Origin of the sequence: Rhodoferax sp., from assembly GCF_034519335.1 — a bacterium.
GTDB lineage: Bacteria > Pseudomonadota > Gammaproteobacteria > Burkholderiales > Burkholderiaceae_C > Allorhodoferax.
In genome coordinates this window covers 41,135-67,866 of sequence record NZ_JAXHOL010000028.1, presented here as the reverse complement: position 1 = coordinate 67,866, position 26,732 = coordinate 41,135, and the positions used below count along the sequence as shown (strand labels likewise).

The following is a 26,732-nucleotide window of genomic DNA, read 5'->3' as shown; positions in this document are numbered from 1 at the left end:
GAATAACCTAGTCGCCGCCACAACCTCCCCCGCAACCTCCACCGTCGGAGCTGCCGTCTGCGCCACCGCCCGAGCCTTCAGAGCCACCAAAGCCACCGGCGTCGCCCGGCGCGTCGCTGCCACTTCCGCCCTCGCCCCCAAAGCTGGTGCCACAGTGGTCGCCAGAGCCGCTTTGGCGGTCGATGTCGCGGCAATCGGGCACGTAGCTGTAGCCACCGAGAATGCCAAATTTTTTGTCCAGCGCAAACAACAAGGGCAGGCGGCTGGGCAAGCGGGGGTTGATGCCCTCTTCCTTGCAGGTCCAGTACCAAACACGGCGCAACCCGTCGTTACGGCGGGCATCACGCCCCAGCACTTCGGCAGGGCTGTGGTGCAGCAGGCTGCCAAAGGCCGCATCGCACCACTGCGCGTAGCCGCGCGTGTGCAAGATGAACTCGTGCCAGGCCGCGTCCACCACCTTGGAGGGCATGGCGACAAATCGCCGGCCGCTGCGCAGGTGCGCCATGAAAAACTGGCGCAGGCCGTGCAACACCAGCTCGGTATCGCGCGCACTGAGCTGCGGGTACTGCGCCATGAGCTTGGCCCCCAGAAAACGCGGCAGCGGCGCCTCGCGCACAAACTGGCGGCGCAGGCTCATCTCCCAGGCGCGCAAGGCAACAAACAGGAACACGGCCAACGCAACGTTCAGCACCAGGGTCAGCAAAAACACGCTGCGCCAGGTGCTGAACGCATATTGCAAGAAGGAGAACAGGGGCAAGGCCAGCCACTTGCTCACACTCACCCAAGCAATGTGCTGTCGCAGCGTGAGCCGAAATGGAACCTTAAACGCGGGCAGCGGCATAACGTGCTTCTTCTTGCAAGCGCAAGACGCGGCGCTGCACCTTGCCGGTGGTGGTCATGGGCAGGGCGTCCACAAACTCGATCTCTTTGGGGTACTCGTAGGGCGCCAGCTGGCCTTTCACGTGGGCCTGCAGCTCGACCGTGAGTTTGGCATGCAATTGGGCCGTAGCGCCCGTATCACCTGCGCAAGCAGCTATGAAATCAGGAGCAATGACCACGTACGCCTTGACCAGCGCGCCGCGCTCGGCGTCGGGCTTGGGCACCACCGCGGCGTTGATGACGGCCGGGTGTTTGACCAGGCAGTTCTCGATCTCGCCGGGGCCGATGCGGTAGCCCGCAGCCTTGAACACGTCGTCGCTGCGGCCCTGGTACCAGAGGTAGCCGTCTGCGTCGCGCACCGCCAGGTCGCCGGTGCGGCACCAGTCGCCGGTGTACTTGCCCTCAGTAGCGGCGGGGTTCTTCCAGTAGCCCAGGAAGAAGATGGGGTCCGGGTGGCCGTGCACGTCATAGCGGTGCAGCGCCACATCCCCAGGCACGCCAACCGGGCACTCGTTGCCTTCGTCGTCAATCACCGCCACGCGGTGGCCGGGGTAGCCCATGCCCATGCTGCCGGGCTTGGAGGGGTAAAGCCGGTTGCAGTTGCCGACGATGTAGTTCATCTCGGTCTGGCCAAACATCTCGTTGGGCGGCACGCCCAGCTGCGCCTCGCAGTAGCCAAACACGGCGTCGCCCACGGCCTCGCCCGCGCTCATGATGGCTTGCAGCTTGAGCTTGAACTGCTGGCGCACGGTTTTGCCCTTGGCCCCCGGATAGGCCTTCATCATGGCCTTGAGCGCGGTGGGAAACAGGAAGGTGTGCGTCACGCCGCAGTCGCGCATCAATTCGAGTGCCGTCTGCGGGCTGAAGCGGCCGTTGTAGGCCACGATGGGGCGACCAAAGTACAGGCTGGGCAGCAATGCATCCATGAGCCCGCCCGTCCACGCCCAGTCTGCCGGAGACCAAAAGACGCTCTGGGTCTTTGGCTCCGGCAGACTGGGCTTTGCCCCAAGACGGCTCGCCCCCACCCCAGCCCTCCCCCGCGCGGGGGAGGGAGCTTGGTCTGCGGAGAATGGCTCGAAGCCAAACCAGTTCTGGCTGGCCACAAAGCCCGGCAGGTTGCCGATCAGCGCGCGGTGCGGAATCAGCGCGCCCTTGGGGTTGCCCGTGGTTCCGCTGGTGTAGATCAGCACCGCGGGCTCTTCGGCCAGGGTGTCCACCAGCGTGAAGGTCTCAGGCTCCTGCGCCAGCACCGCGCTCCAGTGCAAGTCCGCCAAACCGCGCGTGGCAGAAGGTTCGCCCACGCCGATGACCGAGCGCAGCAGCGGACACTGCGCGCGCACGCTACTCAGAGCGTGCAGCGAACCGGCGTCGCAGATGGCGACTACCGCCTCGCTGTCGTGCAGGCGGAACTGCAGCGCCTCGGGCCCAAAGAGCATGGACAGCGGCATAGCCACCGCGCCCAGCTGCAGCACAGCCATGTAGGCCACCGCCGTCTCGAAACGCTGCGGCAGCACGATGCCCACACGGTCGCCACGCTGCACGCCCAGGGTTCGCAGCGCATTGGAGAGTCGGTTGGCCTGCGCCTGCAGCTCAGAATAGGTATAAAAAGTATCTGTAGCGCCCGCAGAATATGCGCGAACAGCTACTCTTTTAGTAGCATCCGGCAGCGCCGCCCAGCGCTGGCTGCAGGCCTGCGCCATGTTGAAGTGCTGCGGCACTTGCCAGCCAAAGCCCGCATGCAATGCGGTGTAGGCGGCCGGCGGATTCGGTTGCTTCTGGCGGGGTGGCTTGTCTCTGCCTTGACTGACGGGCATGCGCTGTCTCCTTATGATTCCTCCAATGTACCAAGTCAAAAGAGCCCCACGCAGCGAATTTGTCCCCATCCGTAATCTCACCTACCACGTGCAGGTCTGGGGCGAGCCTGCCCCCGGCAAGGTGCCGCTGGTGATGGTGCACGGCTGGATGGACGTAGCCGCGAGTTACCAGTTTGTGGTGGACGCCATGCAGCAGGACCACTACATCATCGCCCCCGACTGGCGCGGCTACGGCAAAACCAACGCGCCCGGCGCCGACAACTTCTGGTTCCCCGACTACTTGGCCGACCTCGACTTTTTGCTGGACCACTACGCCCCCGGCCAGCCGGTAAACCTGGTGGGCCACAGCATGGGGGGCAATGTGGTCATGCTCTACGGCGGTGTGCGCCCAGAGCGGATTCGCCGCCTGGTGAACCTGGAGGGCTTTGGCATGCCCGCCACGATTCCCGCGCAAGCGCCGGGCCGGTTTGCCACGTGGATGGACGAGCTGAAAAAACTGCACGCGGGCGAGATGGACCTGAAGGCCTATGACAGCGCGGACGGTGTGGCCCGCCGCCTCATGAAAACCAACCCACGTTTGGGGCAGGACAAGGCCGACTGGCTAGCCCGCCACTGGGCCGCAGAAACACCAGATGGCCAGTGGAGCATCCTGGGAGACGCGGCCCACAAGGTATCGAATGCACAGCTCTACCGCGTGGAGGAAGTGCTGGAGATCTACAAGCGCCTGACCATGCCGGTGCTGGCGGTGGAGGCCTCGGACAACAGCCTGGACCTGTGGTGGCGTGGCAAGTTCACGCTGGCCCAGTACCACGAGCGCCTGCAGGTGGTGCCCCATGTGGAGATTGCCCGCATTGAGGACGCCGGCCACATGATGCACCACGATCAGCCGGAGGTGCTGGCCGCGCTGATCGAACGCTTTATCGCCTGAAGCGCCGCGTACACACAGCGACACACGGCAGGTTGATAATGCGGCGCAACGTCCGCACCGCTTCAGGAGATTCCATGCAAGCCCGCAATCGACCCTCGCCCCTCGTCAGCACCTTGGTGCTGGCCGTTAGCAGCACCACCGCCATGGCGCAATCCCAGGTGGTCCGCCCCCCGGTGGCGCAGTACTGGATGGACGTGGCCACGGTGCGCATGGCCGATATGGACGAGCTGCCCAACCTGGGTGCCTTGGGTGGCATGGCCGCTGGCATGATGGGCATGCAAGGTCTGGGCGACAACAGCTTTGGCGCCACCAAGGGCATGATGCCGGGCCGCTGGCTGGACATTGCGGTGGCCACCCAGCGCAAGCCTGCAGGAACGCAAGCCACCCAAACCATTCCCGCGGGCCTGGGCCTGGGTGCCAGCCTGCCTCTGCTGCCGCCAGAGCCTGTGGCCGCCAAAAGCAACGTGCCCCAGAGCCGCGACCGCGAAACGGACGACGGCATGCCCGAGCAACCCAAGGGTCGCATCCTGCTCTACTGGGGCTGCAGCGACACCGTGCGCGCCGGCCAGCCCAAGGTGCTGGACCTGACCAACGCCAAACCCGCAGACTATGCCCAATTTATGCGCGGCCGCGCCACCCGCGAGCGCGGCGCCACAGCCGCACCGGGCCACGCCATTTGGCCCAATGCCCAGAGCAAACAACAGGTGCCCAAGGGCGCCTCGCTGCAGGGCGAGCACAAGGTGTCGGGCGAGGGCATTCCGGCCAGCTTGCAGTTCTCCATCGGCCAGGTGCAAGACTTCATGCCGCCGATGCTGCTGTCCAGCACGGGGGGCGGTGCCAATGCCACCACCCTGGCCTGGCCGGCCCAGCCGCAGGCACGTGCGTATTTCTTGAACGCCATGGGTGGTAACGACGGCGAGATGGTGCTGTGGAGCTCATCCGAAACACCCGAGCCGGGCTGGGGCCTGATGGATTACCTGAGCACGCCCAACCTGGATCTCTGGCTGGCCGACAAAACCTTGCTGCCCACCAGCCAGACCCAGTGCGCCATTCCGGCTGGCATTTTTGCCAATTCCAAGGGCGCCATGGTGCAAGGCATGGCCTATGGACAGGAACTGAACCTGGCCTACCCGCCCCGCCCTGCCGACCGCCGCGTGGCCTGGGCCCCCGAGTGGTCAGCCCGCGTACGCGTGAAATCGCAGGCCATGCTGCCGCTGGAAGACAGCGCTGGCAGGCGCCGCGCAGCTGCCGAAGCACCCTCCAGCAAGACGGACAAAAGCGAGCAGGCGCCCGAGCAAAAGTCGCTCTTGCCGGTGTTGCCGGGCATACCCGGGGTGGGCGAAGCGCTCAAAGGCCTGTTCGGACGCTAGGCCGGGGCGCCGCCGGGGCGCCCAAGCATGAGAAAATCGGTGTTTTCCCCATTCAGCAGAACGAGAACACCATGATCGAAGCAGAGCGCGTCAACCTTATCGGCACCACCCTGGCAGACCTGACGAGCAGGACCCAGGAACTTCGGGGGTATCTTTGACTACGATGCCAAAGCCGAGCGCCTGCGCACCGTCAATGCATCGCTAGAAGACCCCAGCGTCTGGAACGACCCCAAACGTGCCCAGGAGCTGGGCAAAGAAAAGAAGATGCTGGACGGCGTGGTGGTCACGCTCAATGAGCTGACCAGCAACCTCTCCGACAACACCGAGTTGTTCGAGATGAGCAAGGAAGACGGCGACGAAGACGGCCTGATCACCATCGAAGGCGAAACCGCCAAGCTGGCCGACCATCATTGAGGGCCTGGAGTTCCGCCGCATGTTCAACAACCCGGCCGACCCCCTGCCCTGCTTCCTGGACATCCAGGCCGGCGCCGGCGGCACCGAGGCCTGCGACTGGGCCAGCATGCTGCTGCGCCAGTACCTCAAGTACGCCGAGCGCAAGGGCTTTACCGCCACCGTGGAAGACATCACCGACGGCGACACTGCCGGCATCAAGGGCGCCACCATCAAGATCGAAGGCGAATATGCCTTTGGCCTGCTGCGCACAGAAACCGGCGTGCACCGCTTGGTGCGCAAGAGCCCGTTCGACAGCTCGGGCGGCCGCCACACCTCGTTCGCGTCGGTGTTTGTGTACCCCGAGATTGATGACTCGATCGAGATCGAGATCAACCCCAGCGACGTGCGCACCGACACCTTCCGTGCGTCGGGCGCCGGCGGTCAGCACATCAACAAGACCGACTCGGCCGTGCGCCTGACGCACATCCCCACCGGCATCGTGGTGCAGTGCCAGGACGGCCGTAGCCAGCACAGCAACCGCGACGTGGCGTGGAAACGCCTGCGCAGCCGCTTGTATGACTTCGAGTTGCGCAAACAACAAGAAGCCCAGCAAAAGCTGGAAGACACCAAAACCGACGTGGGCTGGGGCCACCAGATCCGCTCTTATGTGCTGGACAACAGCCGTATCAAGGACCTGCGCACCAACGTCGAAGTCTCGGCTACGCAAAAGGTGCTGGACGGTGATCTGGATGTGTTCATCCAGGCGTCGCTCAAACAAGGTATCTGATGATGGTGCATGCATCCGGAACGCAAGCGCAATTTTCCGCCGGGCCGCCCCAAGGAAAATTAGCTCCCCTGGGGGGCAGCGCAGTACACGCAGTGACAAGCGTGGGGGCCTTAATCTTCGACATGGACGGAACCATGATCGACTCCATGCCCTCGCACAAGGAAAGCTGGGCAGTGTTTGCCCAGCGCCAGGGCCTGGACGTGGACATTGCCGACCTGATGCGCCGCACCACGGGCCGCACCGGCATCGAGTGCATGCGCGACCTGTTCGACCAGCCCGACATGTCGGTGGACCAGGCCCTGGCGCATGTGCACGAGAAGGAAGCCGTGTACCGCGAGATCTTTGCGCCCATCTTTGCCGAGGTAGCGGGCTTCAAGGCCTTCTTCGGCCACGCCCATGCGCGTGGCCTGAAGCTGGGCGTGGGCACGGCGGGCGACCGCCACAACCAGGCCTTTGCCTACCAGCACCTGCAGATGCCCATTGCCCCACTCACCACCGTGGGCGGCGACGAAGGTTTGCCTGGTAAGCCCGAGCCCGCCATTTTTCTAGAGGCCGCACGCCGCATGGGCGTGGAGCCCGCGCGCTGCATCGTGTTTGAAGATGCGCCGCTGGGCATCGAAGCCGCACGCCGCGCCGGCATGCGCGCCGTAGGCATCGCCAGCAGCCACCACCCTGATGAACTCGCCGGCCCCCACGTGCTGGCCGTGGTGCCTGATTACCACGCCCTGATCGCATCCCAATTTCTGGAGACCCACCATGTTGCAACTTCGTGAGGCCTCGGGCCCGGCTGCGGTGATCCACCGCGGCGATTACACCGCCCCTGCCTACTGGATCGACACCGTCGACCTGAGTTTTGACCTGGACCCGGCCAAGACGCGCGTGCTCAACAAGATGACGCTGCGCCGCAACCCCGACGTGGCGGCCCAGCCCCTGCGCCTGGACGGCGAAGAGCTGAACCTGGCCCGCGTGCTGGTAAACGGCCAAGGCACCAGCTTCAAGATGGAGAACAACCAGCTGGTGCTGGAAAACCTGCCCGAAGGCAACGAGCCCTTTGCGCTGGAAATCTTCACCACCTGTGCGCCGGTGAAGAACACCAAGCTCATGGGCTTGTATGTGAGCAACGAATCCTTCTTCACGCAGTGCGAGGCCGAAGGCTTCCGCCGCATCACCTACTTCCTGGACCGCCCGGATGTGATGGCCATGTACACCGTGACCCTGCGCGCTGACAAGGCCAAGTACCCTGTGCTGCTGAGCAACGGCAACCTGGTGGACAGCGGTGCGATGGAAGACGGCCGCCACTTTGCCAAGTGGGTGGACCCGCACAAAAAGCCGAGCTACCTGTTCGCCCTGGTAGCCGGCCAGTTGGTGGCACGTGAGCAGCGCATTACCAGCCGAGCGGGCAAAGAGCATTTGCTGCAGGTGTATGTGCGCCCCGGCGATCTGGACAAGACCGAGCACGCGATGAATTCCTTGATGGCCAGCGTGGCTTGGGACGAAGCCCGCTTCGGCCTGCCGCTGGACCTGGAACGCTTCATGATCGTCGCCACCAGCGACTTCAACATGGGCGCCATGGAGAACAAGGGCCTGAACATCTTCAACACCAAATACGTGTTGGCGAACCAGGCCACCGCCACCGATGTGGACTACAGCAACATCGAGAGCGTGGTGGGCCACGAGTACTTCCACAACTGGACCGGCAACCGCATCACCTGCCGCGACTGGTTCCAGCTGAGCCTGAAAGAAGGCCTGACCGTGTTCCGCGACCAGGAATTCAGCCAGGACCTGTGCGCCGAGCCATCGGCCCGCGCCGTCAAGCGCATTGAAGACGTGCGCGTGCTGCGCACCGCCCAGTTCCCCGAAGACGCGGGCCCCATGGCCCATCCGGTGCGGCCCGACAGCTACATCGAGATCAACAACTTCTATACCGTCACCATCTACGAGAAGGGTGCCGAAGTGGTCCGCATGATGCAGACCTTGACCAGCCGCGCGGGCTTTGCCAAAGGCATGGCGCTGTACTTCGAGCGCTTTGACGGCCAGGCTGTGACCTGCGACGACTTTGCCCAATCCATTGCCGACGCCAACCCTGGCTCGGCCCTGGCTAACCTGCTGCCCCAATTCAAGCGCTGGTACAGCCAGGCTGGCACACCGCGCCTGGCCACGCGTGGCGAATACAACGCCGCAGAACAAACCTACACGTTGCACTTCACGCAAAGCTGCGCGCCCACGCCGGGCCAGGCGGCCAAAGAGCCCTTTGTCATCCCCGTGAGCCTCGGCTTGGTGGGTGCCAGCAGCGGTGCTGCCCTGCCACTGCAGGTACAAGGCAGCAGCGTGACCGGTGCCGACAGCCACCTCTTTGTGCTGACCGAAGCCAGCCAGAGCCTCACCTTCACGGGAGTAACTGAGGAGCCCGTGCCCTCCATCCTGCGTGGTTTCTCCGCGCCCGTGGTGCTGGACTTTGACTACACCGATGCCCAGCTGCTCACCCTGCTGGCCAACGACCCTGACCCGTTCAACCGCTGGGAAGCTGGCCAGCGCTTGGCACTGCGCAGCGCTATCAATTCAATAGCTGCTGGCGCAGATACTGCGGTCACTACACCGCTAAATGATGCCTATATTGCGGCCATGCGCGCCGTGCTGCGCCACCCCACTTTGGACGCCGCGTTCAAGGAACTGGTGCTGACCCTGCCCAGCGAAACTTACATCGCCGAGCAACTGGACGTGGTGGACCCGCAGCGCATCCACGCCGTGCGCGACGCCATGCGCCTGCAGCTGGCCACCGCCCTGCAGGCCGATTGGGAATGGGCTTTCGAGGTCCACAAGGACAATGGCGCCTACCGCCCCGACCCTGTGTCCAGCGGCCGCCGCGCCCTGGCAGGCATGGCCCTCACTTTCTTGAACCTGGCCGCCGTGCAAAGCGGCGATGCCGTGTGGCCCGGCCGAACGCTTGCGCGCTTCAAAGACGCCAGCAACATGACCGACCGTTTCAATGCACTCGCGGCCCTGGTGGGCAGCGGCCACACACTGGCAGCGCCGGCCCTGGCCCGCTTCCACGCGCTATTCAAAGATGAGGCCCTGGTGCTGGACAAATGGTTTGCCCTGCAAGCGGGAACGAGCGACCGCGGTGGCCAGGTGCTGCCCGCGGTGCGCCAACTGCTGGCCCACCCGGACTTCAACATCCGCAATCCCAACCGCGCACGCAGCGTCATCTTCAGCTTCTGCAGCGCCAACCCTGGTGGTTTCCACCGTGCAGATGCGGCGGGTTATGTGTTCTGGGCTGACCGCGTGATGGAACTGGACGGTATCAACCCCCAGGTCGCCGCACGCCTGGCCCGCGCGCTGGACCGCTGGAAGAAGCTGGCCGAGCCTTACCGCAGCGCGGCGCGCGAAGCACTGGTGCGCGTGGCCGCCAAGACCGACCTCAGCAACGATGTGCGCGAGGTCGTGGACCGCGCGCTGGCGGATTGATTTTTTAGAACCCAGGGAGTTTTCATGACACAACGCATATCGCTTACGCGCTACCTCATCGAGAAGCAGCGCGGCAGCCAAGACGCCGGAGGCGAAGGCACCATTCCACCCCAGCTGCGCTTGCTGCTGGAGGTGGTGGCGCGCGCGTGCAAGAGCATTAGCCTGGCCGTGACCAAGGGCGCACTGGGTGGCGTGCTGGGTGCGGCCGAGAGCGAAAACGTGCAGGGCGAAATCCAGAAGAAGCTGGACATCATCGCCAACGAAGTGCTGATTGAAGCCAACGAATGGGGTGGCCACCTGGCCGCCATGGCCAGCGAGGAAATGGAAGGCATCTACACCGTGCCCAACCGCTACCCGCAGGGCGAATACCTGCTGATGTTTGACCCGCTGGATGGATCGAGCAACATCGACGTCAACGTGAGCATCGGCACTATCTTCAGCGTGTTGCTCAAGGCCCCCGAAGGCCCTAGCGTGAGCGAACAGGACTTTTTGCAACCTGGTACCCAGCAGGTTGCCGCAGGCTACTGCATCTACGGCCCCCAGACCACGCTGGTGCTGACCGTGGGCGACGGTGTGGCCATGTTCACCCTGGACCGCGAGCAAGGCTCGTTTGTGCTGACGCAAGAGAACGTGCGTGTGCCCGAAGACACCCAGGAGTTCGCCGTCAACATGAGCAATATGCGCCACTGGGACGCACCGGTGAAGCGCTACATCGACGAATGCCTGCAAGGCGTCGATGGCCCGCGCGGCAAAGACTTCAACATGCGCTGGATTGCCAGCATGGTGGCCGATGTGCACCGCATCCTGACCCGCGGCGGCGTGTTCATGTACCCCTGGGACAAGCGCGAACCCGAGAAGCCAGGCAAGCTGCGCCTGATGTACGAAGCCAACCCCATGGGCTGGCTGATCGAGCAGGCCGGTGGCGCTGCGACTGACGGCAAACAACGCATCCTGGACATCCAGCCCACCAAGCTGCACCAGCGCGTGGCCGTGTTCCTGGGATCGAAAAACGAGGTGGAACGCGCCACCCGTTACCACTCAGAAGCGGCCTGATGGTGAGAGGCGGCTCGCTATAATTGCGGGCTTAGTTGCCGGTGTAGCTCAGTCGGTAGAGCAGCTCATTCGTAATGAGAAGGTCGGGTGTTCGATTCATCTCTCCGGCACCAAATTTGAAAGCCCCTCGCTGTTAAAGCGAGGGGCTTTTTCGCGGCACAAACACATAACTTATCTTCATTTTTAGACGCCCCGGAGGTCCCTAAAAGCCATTTCTCCGACACAGGAGCGCGGAAATTTGAAGTTTTGTAAACGGCCGCGATCGTGGAGCATGAGGCCCACGATGTTGGAGCAAGGGTTAAAACGGGGCAGTTTCGGGTTATCCACAGCCTGGTCACACTGCCTTAAAGGCGGCTGAAAAGCTCCATTTCACCGTCTGATTGTGCCCGGATTAGGCTGGACGCTTTCAAAACCGACCCTCCAGAACGCTCCAGGAGCGACGATCTCGGCCGGGCCGGGCCGGGGCGGTGGGTGCGGCAAAGCCAGCCAGCGCGTTCTAGGGTCCAGAAGCGACAAAGCCAGCTCGGTGGCTGGCTCTACCTGGTAGGGTTTGGCTCAATCCCTGATGAAGTCCACCAGCTCCTGCAGCCTGGCCTCGATGTGACCCAAATCACCCGCGAAGCCCCAGTTGCCAGGCTGTGCAGCTGCCTTGGTGTCGTGGCTGGCCAACTTGGCCTGCAGTTGCTGCCCAAGTGCCTCAATGCGGGCTTGGCGGGCCTGGTAGTCGGTCTGGGCGGTGCTCATGCAGCACCAGCCTTCTCGGCCGCTGCTTGGCCAGCCTCAAAGGCATCCTGCAACGCAGCAAGGATGTTCCAGACCGCCACTTCGTGAAAGTCCAAGCGGTCGGAGCGGCGGGTCTCCAGGCTGTCCATACTGAGGCGGCGGCGGGCGATGTGTTCGAGGGTTTGTTGGGTGGTCATTGGGGCGTCCTTTCGATGGGTCCGAGTAACGCTCTCTTTGGCCCCGCCAGCAAGCGATTCTTGAAAGCCAGACCGGGGCGGTCTGGCATGCATCACGCGCCTGGCTTGAAGTTGCAGATGATCAGCTCGCCCTTAGGGTCGCGGCCGCCGCCGGATGCGCCTACCGAGTAGCGGATGCTGACGCGTTTGATGTGGTGGCCTTTGAAGGCTGCTCGCATCTCCGGGATGTCGTTCACGCTCACCACGGCCTTGCCTTTCATGGTGCCCATTAGCTCGGACATTTGGTCGTATTGCTCCAGGCCAAAGTCCACACCGTAGCCCGTGGTGCTCCAGTACGGTGGGTCCATATAGAACAGGCTGTGGGGGCGGTCGTAGCGCTGCAGGCAGGCTGACCATTCCAGGCGCTCAATAAACACCTGGTGCAGCCGCAGGTGGACGGCGCTGAGCTGCTCTTCCAAGCGCAGCAAGTTGAGTGCTGCCTTGGAGGTCGTTGCCGTGCCGAAGCTGCGGCCCTCCACCTTGCCGCCAAAGCCCAGCGACTGCAGGTAGAAGAAGCGCGCGGCGCGCTGGATGTCGGTGAGCGTCTCCACCGGCGTGATCTGCAGCCACTTGTAAATCTCGCGACTGGCCAGCGCCCATTTGAAGTGTTTTACAAACTCCTCCAGGTGGTGCTGCACCACGCGGTACAGGGTGACCAGGTCGCCGTTCACGTCGTTGAGCACTTCCACCTTCACCGGGTCTTTGAGGAAGAACAGCGCAGCGGCTCCGGCAAAGGGCTCGACGTAGCAGCTGTGCGCGGGAAACAGCGGCATGATGTGGGGCGCCAGGCGCCGCTTGCCACCCACCCAGCGCACCATTGGTGCTGGCTGGATGTGCGTGCAGTCTTCTGTGGTTTTAGTACAGTTTTCTGTATTTTTAATGAGCGTTTTAGCGCCCTTTTTTGTCGTCATCAGTCGGCTCTCTTTTTGATGACGCTCTGGGGCGCTCTGGTGTGGGGCTCGGGCTGCTGTGATCAGCGGCGCTGGCTCTCAAAACATTCAAGGTGCCGCACTTGGGGCACTTGATCTCTAACCTGGTGTATTGGGCCTCGGCCAGCTTTCTCTGGCACTGCCCGCAACGAATCGTTTCCATATCGGCATCTCGGATAATGACCCGGCCTGTACAGGTGACAGGGTCTTCGGTCGATGCCGTGCTAACTCACGGCGGAGGCGGGGGCCTGGGGTGTTAGCGCACCCGAAGCCCTCGCCCTGTCTTTTTAATGGGGCAAGGCGTCCACCAGCCAGGCCAGGTAACCCACGGCGGCCAACAGCGCGGCCACTGCCAGGACTACGATCAATACGCGCTTCACGATGAGCTCCCACAGTGCGCGTCGTTCGGGTCAAAGTAGTCCAGCAGCGTGGTGCATATCCAAACCGCATGCACACCGCGTCATGCTGTGGGCGTATTGATGTAGCGGGACAGGCGCTCTGTCACCAGCTCCAGCGGGCGCTGGGGCCACTGCCAGAAGAGCAACGTGGCCAGCGTCCAGTTGGCGATCAGATCGACCAGGTAGCCGATCAGCAGCGCAGGGCTGGCCAAAACCAGCGCCACCCGAGTGAGCCGCTTGGCCAGCCAGGCGCGGTAGAAGCCCATGATCAGCACATAGAGCAGCCAGAAGCCGTACAGGTAGGCCAAGGCCCAGCCCAGGGCGATCAGCGCGGTCGTCATGCTGGCCACACCAATGCAGGCAGATCGGCCTCGATGTCGGCCAGGCTGGACGGCATGGGCCGCTGACCTGTGTGCACTTTGCCCAGGATGTCGTAGGCTGCAGCCCAGGTGGCGTCACGCAGGTTCACGCAGGCGTGGCCCTCGGCCTTGAACTTGGCCACCGCACTGGTGGCATATGTGCAAGCCGAGAGGATGCTGTCGTAGTTGCGCTGGCGGGCGAAATCATCAAGTCGATTCTGAATGGATGCAATGAATTGCTCGGCGATCTGCTCAGAAGTCGGTGGCGGCAGCTTGCGCAGTTCGTCGGCATCTTCCTGCGAGATCCGAACTGCATCCTTGGGAAACTCTGAGATGCTGGACGGATCAATTCCAAGCTCAAGCGCGTGAACTTCGCCGTTTGTGGTTCTGAAATATTGCATTTATCTACTCCTTGTTAATCGAATTCCCACCACGACGCAACGCCAGCATTGGAGCTTGCCGAATAGCTCTGGCCTGGTTTGACTGGAGCAATCATCGGAATACTTCCGTTGGCTCCACTCAATGAAGAACTTTGTACGGCGCTACCGCCAACGGTCAAAACATTCGTCGTGCTGCTGCTATTCGCGGGCGAAATGAGTAACCAACGGGTGCGGCCGCTCCAGTTCCAGTACGTGGTGTTGACGGCTCGGCTAGCCGTCTGGTTCACGCCATTGGCAAAGAGCCCCAGAAGACCCATTGCAGCGCCCACTTGACCAAGCAAGGGCTGCACCAGGCTTGGCGTTGTTGCATAAACGCCGGGAGTGGCCTGTGTGTTGTCCACGATCTGGACAATCTTGTAGGGCACATTGGCGCGGGCCACGGCGGAATAGGCGGCGTAGCCAGCAGCACCGGTGATCGTGGTGGACGCAACAGCGGTCGTGCATGTGGTGTTGTAGGTTCCTGTGCCACCAGTGCCGGTGCCAAAGGACAGAAGCCGCGTACCTGCCGGAACGCCTGCGCCTACAAGCTGCTGGCCAACTGTAAGTGCGCCTGAGATAACAGCGGTCACTGTCATCACGCCCGTGGTCACTGCGATGGACGCGGTGACCGCAGCAGCCGTAGCGATCGCCTCGGTGCTGATGACGCCCATCTCATCCAGATTGGCACCAGCCGCTGCAGTGATGACGGCACCCTCAACGCCACCACCGACTGCTGTTGCATCAATCGCCAAGTGGTACAGCCGATTGCTCTGGCCAGCGATACCACCAAGCAAGGCTCCGCTGGGAATGACAAAGCTAATTGGGCTGCTGAAGGTGCGTTTATTGACCGCACCACTGCTGAGGGTAGGTGAGCGGAATGGAATTGTTGTCGGATTCAGCGTCAGCGTCATGGCGTTCGCCGCCACTGTGGCAGTGCCCGACAAGTCCATGCCAGCAGAGCCACCCTGCTTGGCGAATGTAAGGGCCGTGGTGCCGATGGTCACAGCGCCGTCATTGGTGAGCGTCCAAGTGGTATCGGCCTGTGTGACGCCTTCTTCGACAGTAGTCTGCACGCCCGGTGTGACTTCACCAGCGCCATCCGCGTCAGTGGTACGCACCCAAGCTCCAGCTGCTGCGGCGTACCAACCGTTTTGTGTGCCCACGGTCTGGTCTTTCACCAAGATGCGGTCGTTGGAGGTCAGCGCACCAGCCCAATCGCCACCGGCCTGCGTGCCGAGTCCGTTCAAAACGATGTTGGCAGTGGTGGTGAAACGCACGCTGGTCTTGTAGTCCTGCGTGGCGGTGGCAATCATGACCTGGATGGCTTGGTACACCTGAGTGCGCACACCTGCGGTGGGCGTCAAGCCTGCACCTTCGATGATGTTCATCATCTCTTCTTGCAGGTCGTTGAACCAAGCCGCGTCCAGCTTGGTGGGCGATATGCCCGCGTTGTTGTCACCGTCACGAAAGCCGTGTTTGCCAGCGCCGAAGAGGTCGACCTGTTTGGTGGGGGTGTCGATGCGTTTCATGTGGGCCTCTAGCCGGTGTAAGAAAAGAAGACGTCCGTGTGTGCTGGCTTTCTTTCATTGAAAGCGCACTCAATGGGGGACGGTGTGTATATCTGCATGCCGTCGGTGCAGTAGCTGTTGCAGTCGAAGGCATGCAGGTCTTCAGGTGCGTGGGGAATGTTCGCGCGCCAGGTAAACAGGTCATCGGGCCCGGACAGCAGCGCATCGCAGGGGCTGTTGCAGGTGAACGACTGAAACTCGGTGATGGTCACCCCAGGCTCGCCCAGAAGTTCCGCCAGGTTGATGAAGTACGCCCGCGACTGCCCGCCTTCTTCCAGCAGCCGCTGATATGCGGCACGCTGCCTGGCAGCCAGCGACTGACCTGCTGGCGTGCACTTGTCGGGCAGGCCCAAGAAGGCTTCCCAGCGCGGGAGCATGGTGGTCGCATTGCGCGGGTCTGCCTGGTAGAGCAGATCCTCCAGCCACAGCTGCGCGGCCAACAACATGGCGGCAATGGCAGACAGAACCTTGGTGAGCGTGCTGTCTGGGTTGCGTGTGAAGGCGCGGCCGGGCGGCAGTAGCGCCTGCAGGGACGCCAGCCAGGCGGCAAGGGTCACAACCATGTGATGGCCCCCAGCACGGGCAACTGGCCAATGGTGTGCGTTTGGCTGACCGTGGGTGCAATCAGCACGTGGTCGGTCTCGCCCTCGGCAATGGAGATTGCCTCCCGCTGATGCGTGAGCAGCATGGTGCCGCCTGGCTCTGCCTCGCGGCGGTACAAGTCAAGCAGCTCGGCCTCCACCTTGGCGCGCGTGGCCAGGTTGTCGGGCACCAGCTGGATGGTGAAGTCCTGGGGCACAGCCACAGGCGCCACCACAATCAGGTCTGCGGTGACCGGGCGCTTCACATCCATGTACGCCTGCACCGCTGCCACCTCGCCCGCATCAGGGATCAGGCTGGCGTCGTCGTCGCGCACAAAACGCACCACCACCGTGGGTGCGCCCAGCTCCTTGGGGTAGACCCAGGCGCGCGTGACGCCGGGCACCTGCAGCGCCCACTCCTTGTAATCGTCCTTATTGCCACCCTGCGGCGGTTTGCGTTTGCGGGCCAAGATGCGCGCGCGCCAGGCCTCTGGCTTCTCCACATCCGCGCCACCAGAGATCGCCGTGGCCACGGTGGCCACAGCATTCACATTGGGCACCGTGGTGGTGAGAGTGAGCTGGGTGGCTAGCATCGCATTGCCAGCTTGGCCAGCCACCACTGCCGTCACCGGCACCAGCGCCACGCCAGCTTCAATGGTGCCAACGCTGTCCGTGGTGTACTGCACCTCATCTGCACGCTGCAGCACCGTACCCGCCGTAATGGTGGCGCCATTGGTACCCGCGAACTGCACCACGCCGGTGGCCGCTGCAGCTTCAATTTGTGGCACATCCCAGCGAGCGCCATGCTTGGGCAACTCTTCGTCGTCGCAGGTGTCCGCCCACACCTGCTTGTTCAGGCGTTCGGCGTATTTGTAAAGTGCGCTTAAACCGCCCGCTAATACGCGGTTAATCACGCCCAGCAGACCGATGCGCAGGCGCACCAGCACGCCAGGCAGGCGGCTTTCAAACTCGGTAGCGCCCTGGTCGATGAGCTGCTTGAGGGTGGGTCGTTCCATCATTGCACCTCATCCGTGAAGCGCCAGATCTGGCGCTCCTGGTCATACTCAAACCGGAAGCGACGCGATGCACCATTCAGTGTGAAGTGGATCAACGCGGCCAGCACGCCGGGGCGCATGGCAAACGCGGTAACGTTGACGGCGCTGACAATACCGTCCTCCACCATCCAGGCCAGCGCCTCCTGGCAGTACTGCTCACAGAGCTTGACCACGCTGATGAGCTGCTTGGACCGCTCCAGCAACCATAGACGCGAGCCGGTGAGCTGTTGGCCATCGGTCAGGGAGTCAGCCCACCAGCCCCGTCGGTCCTCCCCCTGGCTCACCTCGTAAGGCTGCACCAGGCGGTCGCAGAACAGGGACACCATGACCGCGCTGACCAGGGAGTCCTCGGCCGCGAGGTCTGCGCCATCAACGGCCAGGTCGAACTCGGTGGTGTTGGGGTTGTAGATGAGCGCCAGATCCATCGCGCCATGATGGTCTGCAGCGCACGCACAGGCTACTAAAGTACTTTAGATCGGTTGTATCGGCGTACTGGTGATCTCGCCGCCATTGTGGGTGTGGCCTACGTGCGATGTACGCATCTGCGCCATTGTGCGGGCGCTGCCGCTGTCGCAGTTGTCCTTGATGTTGCCGGTGGATTCCAGGTCCGCCTCAATACGCACCTTGGGCGTGTTCTTGATGGTAACTTGCTGGCCACCGCCATCCAGCACCATGCCATCACGGGTCATGTGCACAGCTTTGCCCATGTCATCATAAAGCGCCACTTCACCTGGGCGCAGACTCTTGAGCCGGTAGCGACGGTCATCCACATTGAGCACCACGGTGTGCGCGCGGCTACCGCCCACGGCCAAGGCGATGCCCTCTGCGCCTGGCAGCGGCACGCTGGTGAAGCCGTAGTGCTGAAAGTGCTCCACCTCATCGGCCGACTGGTCGGCCAGGATGGTCACTTGCAGGCCCTGCAGCTTTACGCCGTCCATCACCAGGCCCACCACGGCCCGACTCACCATGCCCCGCATGCGGGCCACTAGGCGGGCCATCATGGGGCACCTCGCGTGTCGCGCGGGTTGGGTGGGGCCAGTTCCCGGCTGGGCGTCATGCCGTCGTCCCGCTTCTTCTTTTCTTTCTGGGTCTTGTCATTCAGTTTGGCGTTCAGCGCGCTCTTGCCAATGCCATTGACCAGCTGGAAGGCCTCGGGCCGTGCCCAGGTCATCTCACACACCTGGCCTTGCTCGGTGAGCATGTAGGCGCAGGTCACGATCAGCATGTCCGCGTCCAGGTGCATACGGCTGCTCACCACCCGCACCAGCATATTGGGGCGCCACAGCGGTCCCTCGCGGCCATCCTTGCCCATGCGCCAGCCCACCACCGTGCAACCGCCACGCTTGCCCCGGCCCATGCGCACCTTTGCCTCCCATGCTGCGCGCTCGCCCAGCGACTTGGTGCCAGCGCCATGTTCGGACATCACCACCAGCGGGCGATAACGGTCAATTTCAGCGTCCTTTGCGCTGGCTTTCAGGTGCGCGGCTTCAGCGCCGTTTTCGTGGTCATCACCCGCCATCTGGCCCTTGAGGATGATCTCGCTGTGGCGCTCCTTCCAGGAGTGGCGGCTGTTGAACTTGCGCATGTTCACGCCTTCCTCCAGGCGCACCGTGCTGGGCACGCCGTTGGCGGTGGTGATGAGCAGGTTACCCTGGGGTGTGCTGGTGATCAGCACGCCGCGCAATCGGCAGGCCCGGTCGATGGCATCAAAGGCTTTCTCGCCTTCTTCCAGTGCAAAGCGCTTGAAGACCTCGCCCGTATCCACGCCCGGCGACACCACCAGGCTGATGCCAAAGGGCTTGGCAATGTCCGAAACGATCTGCTCCAGCCGCACGTTGCGCCACTGGCCGGTCTTGTGCACGGCCGAGCAGTCCACCAGGTCACCCGTCTTGTCGCGGCCGGATATGCGCACAGTAGAGCTGGTCTCCGTGTCGTCGGTCTCCAAGTCGTCGATATAGCCGCTGATCACCAGGTCATCCCCAATCCACAGCTCGCAGGGCAGGCCCTCGCGCAGCACCACGGGCGCATCGCCATCCGGGTACAACGCCGCCAGCTGCAGCACAAAGCCGCCCGCGATCTGCTCGATGCCGGTTTGAATTTCCTGGCGCGTCCATCCCACGTAGATCTGGCCCTTCACCACCAGGCGGCATTCGTTTGGATCGGTCATTGCAAGATCTCCAGCGCACGGGCAGGCATGAAGGCCGGGTTGCGCACGTCATTGCGGCTCACCAGCTCATCAGCACGGCTGGAGTCTTGGTAGATGCGGTGGGCCAGCACCAGGGCAGGCAGCACCGTGGCAGGTGTGTAGCTGGACCGCTGCAACAGAAACTCGCTGCGCAAGGCCACATCCCGTACCAGGGCTGCGCGCATATCGGTCAGCGCGGTGGCAACTTCGGCCACAGGGTCAAACTCTTCCAGCTCCACGTCCAGCTGGGCCAATAGCGCATCGCGCAGCGCAGTGGCCTGGTCGCCGGTCTGCACCACCTCGGTGTCAGAGATGGCCACGGCCAGCACCCGCGCCTGGTTGGTCAGCGCCAGGCGGCGCTGCAGGTCGGCACGCTCGGTATCGTTGGCCAGTGCGCGGGCCCGAGTGCTGGTGGCGGCCGATGTGGCGCTGCTGCGCTGGTTGGCCACAAATAAGGCCTGCAGCTCGGCAAAGGCTAGCAGCGGCCGGTTTAGGTTCTGCACCGTACTGGCCAGCAGGCTGCGCAGGTTTTGCGACAGCAGTACGGGCGTACGGATCAGGCTGGAGAGGTTGCTACTCAGCAGCGTGCTCTGGCGCACGATATCGGCCAGACCGTCCACACCGCTCACCAGGCGTGCAGTGGCCAGCAGGCCCGCCACATCCTTGTTCAAGGCTGCCACAGCCTGGCTGGCCAACATGCTGGGCCCGGCCACCGAGTAGGCGGCAGCAAACTGCGCCTGGCTGGCATCGTCGGCCGCGTTGGTTTTGGCCTCCAGCTGGGTGACCGTGGACGTGCGCACGGTCGGAAACACGTTCTTGCCGTCCACCACAAAGGTGACTGTGATGTGGGTGATGCCGCCCTTGATGGACTCTTCCTTGAGGGACGCATCACCGTCCAGCGCTACATTCAGCAGCCCAAATCGTGGGTGGATCAGCTCGCCAGAGCCCTTGGTTTCAAAGGCGGTGACCAACTTGTCACGCTGGTCCATGTGGTCGTCGCCGATAACATAGGCATCCACCACCACGCGGCGGCCCTTGCGCCCCAGGTCATCCACCGATGGATCGTCCCGCTGCGGGAACTCATTGACCACATTGCGGCGACCCACGCGCAGCTCAGAGGTGACCGTGTGGAAGAACACGCCCCGGAAACTTGCTCCCACCAGTACGCGGCCGTCAGGCAGCGTTACTCGGCCCAGATCCTCACGCCAGCCCATTACAAGCCCGCTCCCTGGTTGGTTTGGCCCAGGCTAGACAGGCGCGTGCCTGGCATGGCCTTGGTGTCAGTTTGCACGCCCAGTCCGGGAGCACCGCTCACGCGGATGGTGATCTCCCCACCCACCTTGGTGTTCTTTAAAGCCTCTGTTACGGCCACTGAACGCTGGGCTTCGCTGTTGCCAAAAAAGGCCAGCACCTTGGCAATGGACTCACCAATCATGTCGCCGCCCGCATTGCCTTCCAGCCCGTACTTATAGATGCCGGTGCCCACCGCGTAGCCAGCGCCACCTGCCAGAGCCGCACCGCCAGCCATCGCAGCTAGGCCACCCGCGCCCGCTCTAGCCAGTGCGCCTAGTGGGGCATTACCCAGCAGCGCCGCCACGCCCGCCATGTTGCGCAGCTTACTCAGCTTGCCAGCCGCAGCAGCGGCTGCAGCAGCGCCACCAGCTGCCTCGGCAACACCACTTCCGCCGCCGTTCATCTCGGCCCAGTTGGTCACATACACGGGCGTTACACCTGCAGCGGCTTGAAGCGCCTTACCCTCTGCCACACCAGCCGCCAGACCCGCACCACGGCCCACCACCTTGCCCAAGACGCCCGGCAGAAATCGCGCCGCCGCGTAAACCCCAGCAGCCCCCACTGCAGCGCCCCCCAGCACTTGGCCACCGCTCAGGCCTGCGCCACCGTCCTCTTTACTGTCCAGCATGTATTTGATGGCGTTGGCAACTGCATCATTTACAGGCGTGGCAAACGCCTCGCCAGCCTGGCGCAGCGTGTTGCGCAGGCGCTCAGCTTGCACCGCTGCACCGGCCAGCGCCCGTGGTGCGTCTGCGGCAACGTTGCCCTTTGCATTTTTCTGCGCCGTCTCAAACTGCCGAATCTTCTCCAGCATGTCGCCACCCAGCAGCGCCTGCAAGCCGCGCTGGGTGTCCAGGTCGGCCTTGCCAAACGCCTTGCTCACATAGCTAAAGCGTTGAGCATCGGTGGTGAGCTTGGCGTAGCCCTTGCGCATGTCCTCCAGCACAGCTATGGGGTCGCGCCTCGCACTATCATTGCCCTTGGCATCTTTTTCAAAGAACCGCACACCCGTGGCAGCTTGAGCGTCTTTCAGGTAGTTGGCGTTGCTAAAGAGGCGCGTGGTGGAATCGGCCAAGGTGCCGAGCGTGTCCTTGTTACTCACCAGCGAAAGCCCTTCAATAAAGGCCAACGTGGTTTCAAAAGACATGTTCGATTTTTTGGCGTTCTGTGCAACTTTCGAGAAGATGTTGCTCAGGTCCTCAAGTTCGGCCCGGCCGGATTGCCCGGCCACTCGCATCTTGTCCAGCATCAGCGCTGCCCGGCCAGTCTCTGACAGGTCAAAGCCAAAGTTGGCAGCGCCCACGGTCAGGGCGCCGCTCAATGTGCCGCTTGTGGCGCCCGTTACCGCGCTGGCCAGGCTAACCGCTTTGGTGGCTTCCATTGCTTCTTTGTATTTGAGGCCAGCTTGCGTGAGCTCCGCAAAGCCGCCCACCGTGTCCTCCATCACCCCCCCATTCTTTTTGATGAGGTCAAACATGGTTTTGTACGCGTCAGACTGCTGCTGCACGCTCATGCCCGCTGCAAGGCTCACCTGTGTCAGGTTGCGCTGTAGCACAGCTGCCTGCTTGGCCACCGTCACCAGGCCCACACCCACACCCAGCTGCGCCAGTTGGCCCTGGGTAGATGACATGAAGCTCTTGAGCCGCTGCAGCTCCGCACGCATGTTGCTGCTGAAGCTGCGCGTGGCAGCCTGGGCCTGCTGGGTGGCCCGCAAGTAGCCACCGGCATTGCCATCAATGCGGACGCCGACGATGTAGGTGGTGCTCATGGGTCTGTTTTTTTCAGAATGTTCGCCAGCTCGGTAACGTAAAACTCAAACTCAGCGGGGTGGAGGTTCAGGATCTCCTCCCGGCTCCAGTGAAACTTCAGCGCCAGCAGCATCACCTGGCTAAGCAGCTCTCGCCGCTTAGCTACTAGTCTTCCCCCAGGCGGTCTGCCTCTCTCATGGCGTCGGTAATTTCGGCAAACTGCGCGGGCCGCATGTTTGCAAAGTGCGACACCACAAACGGGCCAGTAAAGTCGCCCGCCCGCACCACCTGCAGACAGGCCATCTGCATGTTGAAAGTGTTGGGCTGGTAGGCCGAGGCCGATTGCTCGGCCTCGCTCACGTCCTTCATAGTGGCTGGGCGCACTTCAATCTCGGTGGCCTCTTTGCCGCCCACTTTCCAAGGCTTCTTCAGTTTCTTGATGAGGTTGCTTTGCATATCAGTCTTCCAGGCATTCAATGGCGCTGAACTCCAGGGTCACTTCCCCCTTTTCCAGCTTGGGAGGGTTGGCGCACCAGGCATCCACCAGGGTGTAGACACGGCCGGTGTCGGTTTCAAAAGTCAGCGTGCCCTGAAAGGCCTGCAGGTCTTTCAGTTTGGTTTGCGCGGTGTGGCTGATCTTGCAATCCACCTTGGGAGCCGTGATCTTGGAGCTGGGGCCATCCACCCCAGAGTCACTCATGACCGCTTCCTTCGTCTCGCCACCGATGTCAAGGCTTGCGCCTTCCTTGCTGCGGATGCGTTGACCCGCCAGCGTAATAAATACACGTCCAGTAACTGACATGGTTTAAACCTCTTTAAAGAATGAATTGCACAGCACCGGCAAAGGTGTTGAACTGGTTGACACAGTTGGGCGGGATGACGGCGTTGATGCGGTTGCGGTCGGTCATGCTGCGCACCACGACCAGCTTGCGTTTGAACTCCTCAAAGTCCTCCAGGATTCCGACCTGCTCCAACTTGCGCGCCGTGGCGATCAGCGTGCCTTTGATCATGAGCGGGGTGGCCACCGCCTGGCCTTCCGCAAAGTTGGTGCCATCGTCGGCCAGCTTGTGGCGTGGGTAGTCCAGTGCCACTGCAGCCTGGAACGCAAAGCGCATGTAGTCCACCGTCCACTTGGTGTTGAGCATCAGGTAGCTCACATCCTCAATGCCCTGCGGGTTGGTCTGGTAGGTAGTGATCACCTGCTCAATGCGTACCGTGCCATCGTCGTCCACGGTGAATGTGCTGATGCCATCCTTCAGCAGCAGCTCACGCTCCTGGCGGGTAAAGCGGTCCGCTTCCTGGGGCGCCAGCAAGCCGGGCACCGCCAGGCTCTTGAACGGACGTGCGGGGTCAATGGCGCCGTTGAACTCAGTCACTGCCGCCATGCGGGCCGCCCAGTTGTAGGCGCCCTGGGGTGGCTTCTTGACGCCGTACACCGTCTCGTGCACGTTGTTGCGTGCTGCGCCAAAGGTGGTCAGGGCAGAGTGCGTGCCCGCAAATCCGGCGAACAGGTGACCGGTGCGCATATCCATGCCACCAAAGCGGCTGGCCAGCTCGGTCTTGAGCTTGTCCAGGTTGGTGATGTCGCTGTACGGCATGGTGATGCTGTAGTACTTCTCGTTGCTGATGGCCGCCAGCGCGGTTGCCACATCGGGGTTACCGGTGGCAGTGACACCCGTGGCCACCACAGCGGTCAGGCCTGCGGGCAGGGCTTCGTCGCGTTGGTAGTTCACCCGCACGTCAATGTCGTTGCCAAAGATGCCCTTGTGGCGCGCAGTGAAAGTCACCACACCGGCCGCTGCAGCAGCGGTCACGGGGCCGTCCAGGAAGGCGTTGACCGCAGTGACCGTGGCGGCTGCCACTTGGGTGGCGGTGTCGGCTGCAGATACGCCCACGGGAATCAGCTCGCCATTGATGCGCAAGTACAGGGTGCCGCCTGCGGTCGCGGGGCCGGTAAATGTCAGAGTCTTGGTGGCTTGTGTGCCGCCTGCCAGGTCGTCCAGGGCAATCGCCCACATGTCTGACTCTTTGTTGACCTCGCGGGCGCCGCGCAGCATTTCGTGCAACACGGAGCCACGGCCAAACAGCAACGCGGCCTCTGCCGGGTTATTGATGCGCTGCAAGGTGTTGGCGGGCGAGAGGCCAGCCACCAGCTTGTTGCCGATGAACAGCATGCGGCGTGGCTGGGCCACCAGGCTGCCGCCCAAGGCCTTGCTGTTGTCGATCTCCAGGTACACGCCGCCCGTGCGGATCTCCAGCGGGATGGTGTTGAAGGTAATGTTGTCGGGCATGGTGGCTCCAGTAAAAGGGCTTTAACGAACGCTTAGGCAGACTTACCGCTGCGGGGTTTGACGGGTGCGGCGCCTTCGCCTGGTGCTTCTGCAGGTACTTCGGCCGGTTCCTCGGCCTCCACCACGTCACCATCGTTCAGGCGGCGCTGCCAGTAGCTGTCCAGGTTGACCGATTCGCCTTGCTCGGCTAGGTGGCCGTTCACGGGCTTGCGCACCTTCAGGGGCGGCTGTCCCTCGGGCTGAGAGGTGGGCTTGATAAAAATACGTTCAGTCATGGATTGCTTGCTCCGGGTAATTGAATGTCCAGCTGCGCGTCGGGTTGGCCGCCGCTGTAGTCGGGTGGTTCTTGCAGCCACTGGGCGTGGGTGCTGGCACTGGCCTGGGGCTGCAGGTCGATGTCGGCGTGCAGGCGCATGAAGTCGTCTAGCTCGTCAAAGGCGGCATCGTCCAGCGCGGTGGGTATGGCCAGCGCCGTGCCCACAAACTTCACCTCAATGGCCGATATGCCCGCCTTCTCAAACAGCTCGTCATCGGCCATCTCGGCGCTGATGGCCGTCCAGGTGCAGTTGCCCAGGCGCTTGCCGTCCAGGGCCACCAGGGCCATCAGCATCAGGTGGTCGCACCCCAGGTCTATGCCATCGCCGTTGCGGGCCTTCTCGTGGCCCGCGCTGTTGCGCACCACACCGGCCACGGTGAATTCCAGCGTGGCATTGCCATCGGCAAAGGTGATGCGGCCAGGCACCACATACAGAGCGGGCGCGTCGGCCACATACTTCTTTAGCAGGGCATCGCCAAACAGCCTGGGCAAGCTGGCAACGGTGCGCACACGGGTGCTGATGCTGGGCAGCGTGTTCATCGCGTCGCGCAGGGCGGTTTCGTGGATGGCCAGCATCAGGCACCGTCCTTGCCAACTGAATAGCCTGCAGATGGGTTGCGGGCCGCGTTGTAAAGAACTTCAACGGCCAGTTGCTGCATCTCTCGTGCGTCCTCCGCATTCACGCCAATGAAGGTGCGCTGCGGGATGGTTACCTTTTTGACCGTCACGAACGCACCGCTAGGCAAACGGAAGCGCAACGCACCACCGCCCTTGGCCTTGATCTCGCCGCCATCGTTATGAATGCGTGCGTAGATCACGTTGCTGCCCCAGCTGGTGCCCCGGTCGTCAGCGTTGTAGGAAATGTTGCGCAGCAGGCGCGCGGATCGGATCAGCGTGCGGCCGGGACCAAACTGCTGGGCGCGCATGCTGGGCACCCAGCGCTTGCCTTCGGGGTCTCGCTGGTTCTTGAAGCGCAGCCGGGTGCTGGACTCGCCATACTGGCCAATCGCATCCCAGATGGGGCGGGGCCGGTAGCCCAGGCGCACCATGCGCGAGAAGGCATCACCTACGCCCGCCAGGCCTTCAATGTTGGCATCAATGGCGATCCCGGCGCTCACAGAAAGCCTCCGCTGTTGCCGCGCTTCCAGATCGCGTCGCTGCTCACCAGCTCAGCCGCTGCGCTGCTGGCGGGTTGCTGGCCGCTGGTGGACTCCACGCCCAGGCTCACAGTGCCCTTGGCCACTTCGCCCAGCCATTTCACATTGGAGGCGTGGCGGTCCTTGATCAGGTCGGTGACCTGGTCGTCATATAGATAGAAGCGTGCCATTTCGCAGGCCACGCGCGCCAGCACGGCGGGCACGGTGGACAGCGGCAGCACATAGCGGCTGCTCAGGTAGCTGTTGATGGTTTCGTCCGCGTCCTGTAGGGCCCGGTCAACCAGGCCCTTGGCCACGGTAGCGCGCAGCACCTCGGCCTCGGTGAATGCGTCCAGGCTGGTGCCACTGGCCACGGCCGTCAGCAGCTCCGCACTCACCAAGCGCGGCACGCCCCGGTCCACGCGCTGGGCAATTTCAGCAGCGTCAAAGCGCGTCAGCAGGTCGGTGGCGGTGGCGTAGGTCACGTTTTAAAGTTGTTTGAAGGTTCTCAGCAATGCCACCAGGCGGGGGCATTGCTGAACCCCTTCAGGGTTCAGGCGGGGCGACTTACTTCTTGTCGCTCTTGGGCTCTTCCTTGGGCACTTCGATATCCACCCGTTGGCTCACCAGGTTGGGGTCGTTCTCAATGAGGTCGACCTGTTCTTCGGTGAGTTCGCTCAGGGGTATGACGCGTGCCTCGGCACTGAAGGTGTGACCTGCCCGGCGAAAACTCGCCGGGCGTGCGGTGACCTTCAGGCCCTTGTTTGCTGCGCCTGCAGCCTTGTCTTTTCCAGCCATGTGGTGGT

The 26,732-nt window shown here is 62.9% G+C and carries 29 protein-coding genes, 1 tRNA gene and 1 pseudogene; 7 read left to right on the top strand and 24 right to left on the bottom strand.

What is annotated here, in order from left to right; translation table 11 throughout:
- Window positions 1-7: 7 nt before the first annotated feature.
- Window positions 8-841 (bottom strand): hypothetical protein, encoded by an 834-nt coding sequence (locus U5O12_RS12405; protein ID WP_322578939.1) that lies wholly within the window; start codon window positions 839-841, stop codon window positions 8-10.
- Complete coding sequence (locus U5O12_RS12400) at window positions 822-2,693, bottom strand: acyl-CoA synthetase (RefSeq protein ID WP_322578938.1); 1,872 nt, start codon at window positions 2,691-2,693, stop codon at window positions 822-824. Before U5O12_RS12400 ends, U5O12_RS12405 begins: the two co-directional genes overlap by 20 nt.
- Window positions 2,694-2,718: 25 nt before the next feature.
- Here U5O12_RS12400 and U5O12_RS12395 point away from each other — a divergent pair, with 25 nt between their 5' ends.
- The 7 genes and pseudogenes from U5O12_RS12395 (at window position 2,719) to U5O12_RS12365 (ending at window position 10,802) form a co-directional block, all read left to right on the top strand.
- A complete protein-coding gene (locus U5O12_RS12395; protein WP_322578937.1) occupies window positions 2,719-3,621 on the top strand; it encodes an alpha/beta hydrolase in 903 nt (300 codons plus the stop codon).
- Between the two features lie 74 nt (window positions 3,622-3,695).
- Window positions 3,696-4,991: a hypothetical protein gene (locus U5O12_RS12390; protein WP_322578936.1), complete on the top strand. Its 1,296-nt coding sequence runs from the start codon at window positions 3,696-3,698 to the stop codon at window positions 4,989-4,991.
- A gap of 74 nt (window positions 4,992-5,065) precedes the next feature.
- A pseudogene (locus U5O12_RS12385) lies at window positions 5,066-6,168 on the top strand (PCRF domain-containing protein); the annotation flags it as partial.
- A gap of 137 nt (window positions 6,169-6,305) precedes the next feature.
- Window positions 6,306-6,944, top strand: coding sequence for an HAD family phosphatase (locus tag U5O12_RS12380; protein WP_322578935.1), 639 nt, complete (start codon window positions 6,306-6,308; stop codon window positions 6,942-6,944).
- Window positions 6,928-9,636, top strand: a complete 2,709-nt coding sequence (gene pepN / locus U5O12_RS12375; protein WP_322578934.1) for an aminopeptidase N — start codon at window positions 6,928-6,930, stop codon at window positions 9,634-9,636. Before U5O12_RS12380 ends, pepN begins: the two co-directional genes overlap by 17 nt.
- Window positions 9,637-9,660: 24 nt before the next feature.
- Window positions 9,661-10,689: a class 1 fructose-bisphosphatase gene (locus U5O12_RS12370; protein WP_322578933.1), complete on the top strand. Its 1,029-nt coding sequence runs from the start codon at window positions 9,661-9,663 to the stop codon at window positions 10,687-10,689.
- Window positions 10,690-10,726: 37 nt separating this feature from the next.
- Window positions 10,727-10,802 (top strand) — tRNA-Thr (locus U5O12_RS12365).
- A gap of 442 nt (window positions 10,803-11,244) precedes the next feature.
- On the opposite strand, the gene U5O12_RS12360 is transcribed toward U5O12_RS12365, so the two are convergent.
- The 22 genes from U5O12_RS12360 to U5O12_RS12255 all read right to left on the bottom strand — a co-directional run bounded on the left by U5O12_RS12360 (window position 11,245) and on the right by U5O12_RS12255 (window position 26,724).
- Window positions 11,245-11,433, bottom strand: a complete 189-nt coding sequence (locus U5O12_RS12360) for a hypothetical protein (protein ID WP_322578932.1) — start codon at window positions 11,431-11,433, stop codon at window positions 11,245-11,247.
- On the bottom strand, window positions 11,430-11,609 hold the full coding sequence (locus U5O12_RS12355; protein ID WP_322578931.1) for a DUF6900 domain-containing protein: 180 nt from the start codon (window positions 11,607-11,609) through the stop codon (window positions 11,430-11,432). Before U5O12_RS12355 ends, U5O12_RS12360 begins: the two co-directional genes overlap by 4 nt.
- Before the next feature lie 92 nt (window positions 11,610-11,701).
- Entirely contained in the window at window positions 11,702-12,421 is a 720-nt protein-coding gene (locus tag U5O12_RS12350; protein ID WP_416221486.1) for a DNA adenine methylase, read from the bottom strand.
- A 115-nt stretch (window positions 12,422-12,536) separates the two neighbouring features.
- Window positions 12,537-12,740, bottom strand: coding sequence for a Com family DNA-binding transcriptional regulator (locus tag U5O12_RS12345; RefSeq protein WP_322578929.1), 204 nt, complete (start codon window positions 12,738-12,740; stop codon window positions 12,537-12,539).
- 297 nt (window positions 12,741-13,037) lie between these two features.
- Complete coding sequence (locus U5O12_RS12340) at window positions 13,038-13,316, bottom strand: hypothetical protein (protein WP_322578928.1); 279 nt, start codon at window positions 13,314-13,316, stop codon at window positions 13,038-13,040.
- Window positions 13,313-13,735 carry a hypothetical protein gene (locus tag U5O12_RS12335; protein WP_322578927.1) on the bottom strand — a complete coding sequence of 141 codons (423 nt, stop codon included), beginning with the start codon at window positions 13,733-13,735 and terminating at the stop codon, window positions 13,313-13,315. Before U5O12_RS12335 ends, U5O12_RS12340 begins: the two co-directional genes overlap by 4 nt.
- A 14-nt stretch (window positions 13,736-13,749) precedes the next feature.
- Complete coding sequence (locus tag U5O12_RS12330; RefSeq protein WP_322578926.1) at window positions 13,750-15,282, bottom strand: hypothetical protein; 1,533 nt, start codon at window positions 15,280-15,282, stop codon at window positions 13,750-13,752.
- 8 nt (window positions 15,283-15,290) lie between these two features.
- The gene (locus U5O12_RS12325) at window positions 15,291-15,884 is read right to left on the bottom strand and encodes a YmfQ family protein (protein WP_322578925.1); all 594 of its coding nucleotides are present in this window, start codon (window positions 15,882-15,884) and stop codon (window positions 15,291-15,293) included.
- Entirely contained in the window at window positions 15,875-16,918 is a 1,044-nt protein-coding gene (locus U5O12_RS12320; protein WP_322578924.1) for a baseplate J/gp47 family protein, read from the bottom strand. The genes U5O12_RS12325 and U5O12_RS12320 overlap by 10 nt, the downstream gene beginning before the upstream one ends.
- On the bottom strand, window positions 16,918-17,382 hold the full coding sequence (locus U5O12_RS12315) for a phage GP46 family protein (RefSeq protein ID WP_322578923.1): 465 nt from the start codon (window positions 17,380-17,382) through the stop codon (window positions 16,918-16,920). Before U5O12_RS12315 ends, U5O12_RS12320 begins: the two co-directional genes overlap by 1 nt.
- Before the next feature lie 45 nt (window positions 17,383-17,427).
- Window positions 17,428-17,958: a phage baseplate assembly protein V gene (locus tag U5O12_RS12310; RefSeq protein WP_322578922.1), complete on the bottom strand. Its 531-nt coding sequence runs from the start codon at window positions 17,956-17,958 to the stop codon at window positions 17,428-17,430.
- Entirely contained in the window at window positions 17,955-19,124 is a 1,170-nt protein-coding gene (locus tag U5O12_RS12305) for a phage baseplate assembly protein (protein ID WP_322578921.1), read from the bottom strand. The genes U5O12_RS12310 and U5O12_RS12305 overlap by 4 nt, the downstream gene beginning before the upstream one ends.
- Window positions 19,121-20,356: a DNA circularization N-terminal domain-containing protein gene (locus U5O12_RS12300; RefSeq protein ID WP_322578920.1), complete on the bottom strand. Its 1,236-nt coding sequence runs from the start codon at window positions 20,354-20,356 to the stop codon at window positions 19,121-19,123. The genes U5O12_RS12305 and U5O12_RS12300 overlap by 4 nt, the downstream gene beginning before the upstream one ends.
- Window positions 20,356-22,203 (bottom strand): phage tail tape measure protein, encoded by a 1,848-nt coding sequence (locus tag U5O12_RS12295; RefSeq protein WP_322578919.1) that lies wholly within the window; start codon window positions 22,201-22,203, stop codon window positions 20,356-20,358. Before U5O12_RS12295 ends, U5O12_RS12300 begins: the two co-directional genes overlap by 1 nt.
- Window positions 22,204-22,348: 145 nt before the next feature.
- Window positions 22,349-22,639, bottom strand: coding sequence for a phage tail assembly protein (locus U5O12_RS12290; RefSeq protein WP_322578918.1), 291 nt, complete (start codon window positions 22,637-22,639; stop codon window positions 22,349-22,351).
- Between the two features lies 1 nt (window position 22,640).
- Window positions 22,641-22,985 (bottom strand): phage tail tube protein, encoded by a 345-nt coding sequence (locus U5O12_RS12285; RefSeq protein WP_322578917.1) that lies wholly within the window; start codon window positions 22,983-22,985, stop codon window positions 22,641-22,643.
- 13 nt (window positions 22,986-22,998) lie between these two features.
- Window positions 22,999-24,474, bottom strand: a complete 1,476-nt coding sequence (locus tag U5O12_RS12280) for a phage tail sheath subtilisin-like domain-containing protein (RefSeq protein WP_322578916.1) — start codon at window positions 24,472-24,474, stop codon at window positions 22,999-23,001.
- Window positions 24,475-24,506: 32 nt separating this feature from the next.
- Window positions 24,507-24,749 carry a DUF2635 domain-containing protein gene (locus tag U5O12_RS12275; protein ID WP_322578915.1) on the bottom strand — a complete coding sequence of 81 codons (243 nt, stop codon included), beginning with the start codon at window positions 24,747-24,749 and terminating at the stop codon, window positions 24,507-24,509.
- The gene (locus U5O12_RS12270) at window positions 24,746-25,366 is read right to left on the bottom strand and encodes a hypothetical protein (RefSeq protein ID WP_322578914.1); all 621 of its coding nucleotides are present in this window, start codon (window positions 25,364-25,366) and stop codon (window positions 24,746-24,748) included. Before U5O12_RS12270 ends, U5O12_RS12275 begins: the two co-directional genes overlap by 4 nt.
- Window positions 25,366-25,908: a phage virion morphogenesis protein gene (locus U5O12_RS12265; RefSeq protein WP_322578913.1), complete on the bottom strand. Its 543-nt coding sequence runs from the start codon at window positions 25,906-25,908 to the stop codon at window positions 25,366-25,368. Before U5O12_RS12265 ends, U5O12_RS12270 begins: the two co-directional genes overlap by 1 nt.
- Window positions 25,905-26,411, bottom strand: a complete 507-nt coding sequence (locus tag U5O12_RS12260; RefSeq protein ID WP_322578912.1) for a gp436 family protein — start codon at window positions 26,409-26,411, stop codon at window positions 25,905-25,907. Before U5O12_RS12260 ends, U5O12_RS12265 begins: the two co-directional genes overlap by 4 nt.
- Before the next feature lie 82 nt (window positions 26,412-26,493).
- The gene (locus tag U5O12_RS12255; protein ID WP_322578911.1) at window positions 26,494-26,724 is read right to left on the bottom strand and encodes a hypothetical protein; all 231 of its coding nucleotides are present in this window, start codon (window positions 26,722-26,724) and stop codon (window positions 26,494-26,496) included.
- Between the last annotated feature and the right edge of the window lie 8 nt (window positions 26,725-26,732).

Bases quoted from the DNA above. Each gene is read 5' to 3' on its own strand.
- U5O12_RS12405 (WP_322578939.1), bottom strand. From the start codon at position 841: ATGCCGCTGCCCGCGTTTAAGGTTCCATTTCGGCTCACGCTGCGACAG.
- U5O12_RS12400 (WP_322578938.1), bottom strand. From the start codon at position 2,693: ATGCCCGTCAGTCAAGGCAGAGACAAGCCACCCCGCCAGAAGCAACCG.
- U5O12_RS12395 (WP_322578937.1), top strand. From the start codon at position 2,719: ATGTACCAAGTCAAAAGAGCCCCACGCAGCGAATTTGTCCCCATCCGT.
- U5O12_RS12390 (WP_322578936.1), top strand. From the start codon at position 3,696: ATGCAAGCCCGCAATCGACCCTCGCCCCTCGTCAGCACCTTGGTGCTG.
- U5O12_RS12380 (WP_322578935.1), top strand. From the start codon at position 6,306: ATGATCGACTCCATGCCCTCGCACAAGGAAAGCTGGGCAGTGTTTGCC.
- pepN (WP_322578934.1), top strand. From the start codon at position 6,928: ATGTTGCAACTTCGTGAGGCCTCGGGCCCGGCTGCGGTGATCCACCGC.
- U5O12_RS12370 (WP_322578933.1), top strand. From the start codon at position 9,661: ATGACACAACGCATATCGCTTACGCGCTACCTCATCGAGAAGCAGCGC.
- U5O12_RS12360 (WP_322578932.1), bottom strand. From the start codon at position 11,433: ATGAGCACCGCCCAGACCGACTACCAGGCCCGCCAAGCCCGCATTGAG.
- U5O12_RS12355 (WP_322578931.1), bottom strand. From the start codon at position 11,609: ATGACCACCCAACAAACCCTCGAACACATCGCCCGCCGCCGCCTCAGT.
- U5O12_RS12350 (WP_416221486.1), bottom strand. From the start codon at position 12,421: ATGCCGCTGTTTCCCGCGCACAGCTGCTACGTCGAGCCCTTTGCCGGA.
- U5O12_RS12345 (WP_322578929.1), bottom strand. From the start codon at position 12,740: ATGGAAACGATTCGTTGCGGGCAGTGCCAGAGAAAGCTGGCCGAGGCC.
- U5O12_RS12340 (WP_322578928.1), bottom strand. From the start codon at position 13,316: ATGACGACCGCGCTGATCGCCCTGGGCTGGGCCTTGGCCTACCTGTAC.
- U5O12_RS12335 (WP_322578927.1), bottom strand. From the start codon at position 13,735: ATGCAATATTTCAGAACCACAAACGGCGAAGTTCACGCGCTTGAGCTT.
- U5O12_RS12330 (WP_322578926.1), bottom strand. From the start codon at position 15,282: ATGAAACGCATCGACACCCCCACCAAACAGGTCGACCTCTTCGGCGCT.
- U5O12_RS12325 (WP_322578925.1), bottom strand. From the start codon at position 15,884: ATGGTTGTGACCCTTGCCGCCTGGCTGGCGTCCCTGCAGGCGCTACTG.
- U5O12_RS12320 (WP_322578924.1), bottom strand. From the start codon at position 16,918: ATGGAACGACCCACCCTCAAGCAGCTCATCGACCAGGGCGCTACCGAG.
- U5O12_RS12315 (WP_322578923.1), bottom strand. From the start codon at position 17,382: ATGGATCTGGCGCTCATCTACAACCCCAACACCACCGAGTTCGACCTG.
- U5O12_RS12310 (WP_322578922.1), bottom strand. From the start codon at position 17,958: ATGATGGCCCGCCTAGTGGCCCGCATGCGGGGCATGGTGAGTCGGGCC.
- U5O12_RS12305 (WP_322578921.1), bottom strand. From the start codon at position 19,124: ATGACCGATCCAAACGAATGCCGCCTGGTGGTGAAGGGCCAGATCTAC.
- U5O12_RS12300 (WP_322578920.1), bottom strand. From the start codon at position 20,356: ATGGGCTGGCGTGAGGATCTGGGCCGAGTAACGCTGCCTGACGGCCGC.
- U5O12_RS12295 (WP_322578919.1), bottom strand. From the start codon at position 22,203: ATGAGCACCACCTACATCGTCGGCGTCCGCATTGATGGCAATGCCGGT.
- U5O12_RS12290 (WP_322578918.1), bottom strand. From the start codon at position 22,639: ATGCAAAGCAACCTCATCAAGAAACTGAAGAAGCCTTGGAAAGTGGGC.
- U5O12_RS12285 (WP_322578917.1), bottom strand. From the start codon at position 22,985: ATGTCAGTTACTGGACGTGTATTTATTACGCTGGCGGGTCAACGCATC.
- U5O12_RS12280 (WP_322578916.1), bottom strand. From the start codon at position 24,474: ATGCCCGACAACATTACCTTCAACACCATCCCGCTGGAGATCCGCACG.
- U5O12_RS12275 (WP_322578915.1), bottom strand. From the start codon at position 24,749: ATGACTGAACGTATTTTTATCAAGCCCACCTCTCAGCCCGAGGGACAG.
- U5O12_RS12270 (WP_322578914.1), bottom strand. From the start codon at position 25,366: ATGCTGGCCATCCACGAAACCGCCCTGCGCGACGCGATGAACACGCTG.
- U5O12_RS12255 (WP_322578911.1), bottom strand. From the start codon at position 26,724: ATGGCTGGAAAAGACAAGGCTGCAGGCGCAGCAAACAAGGGCCTGAAG.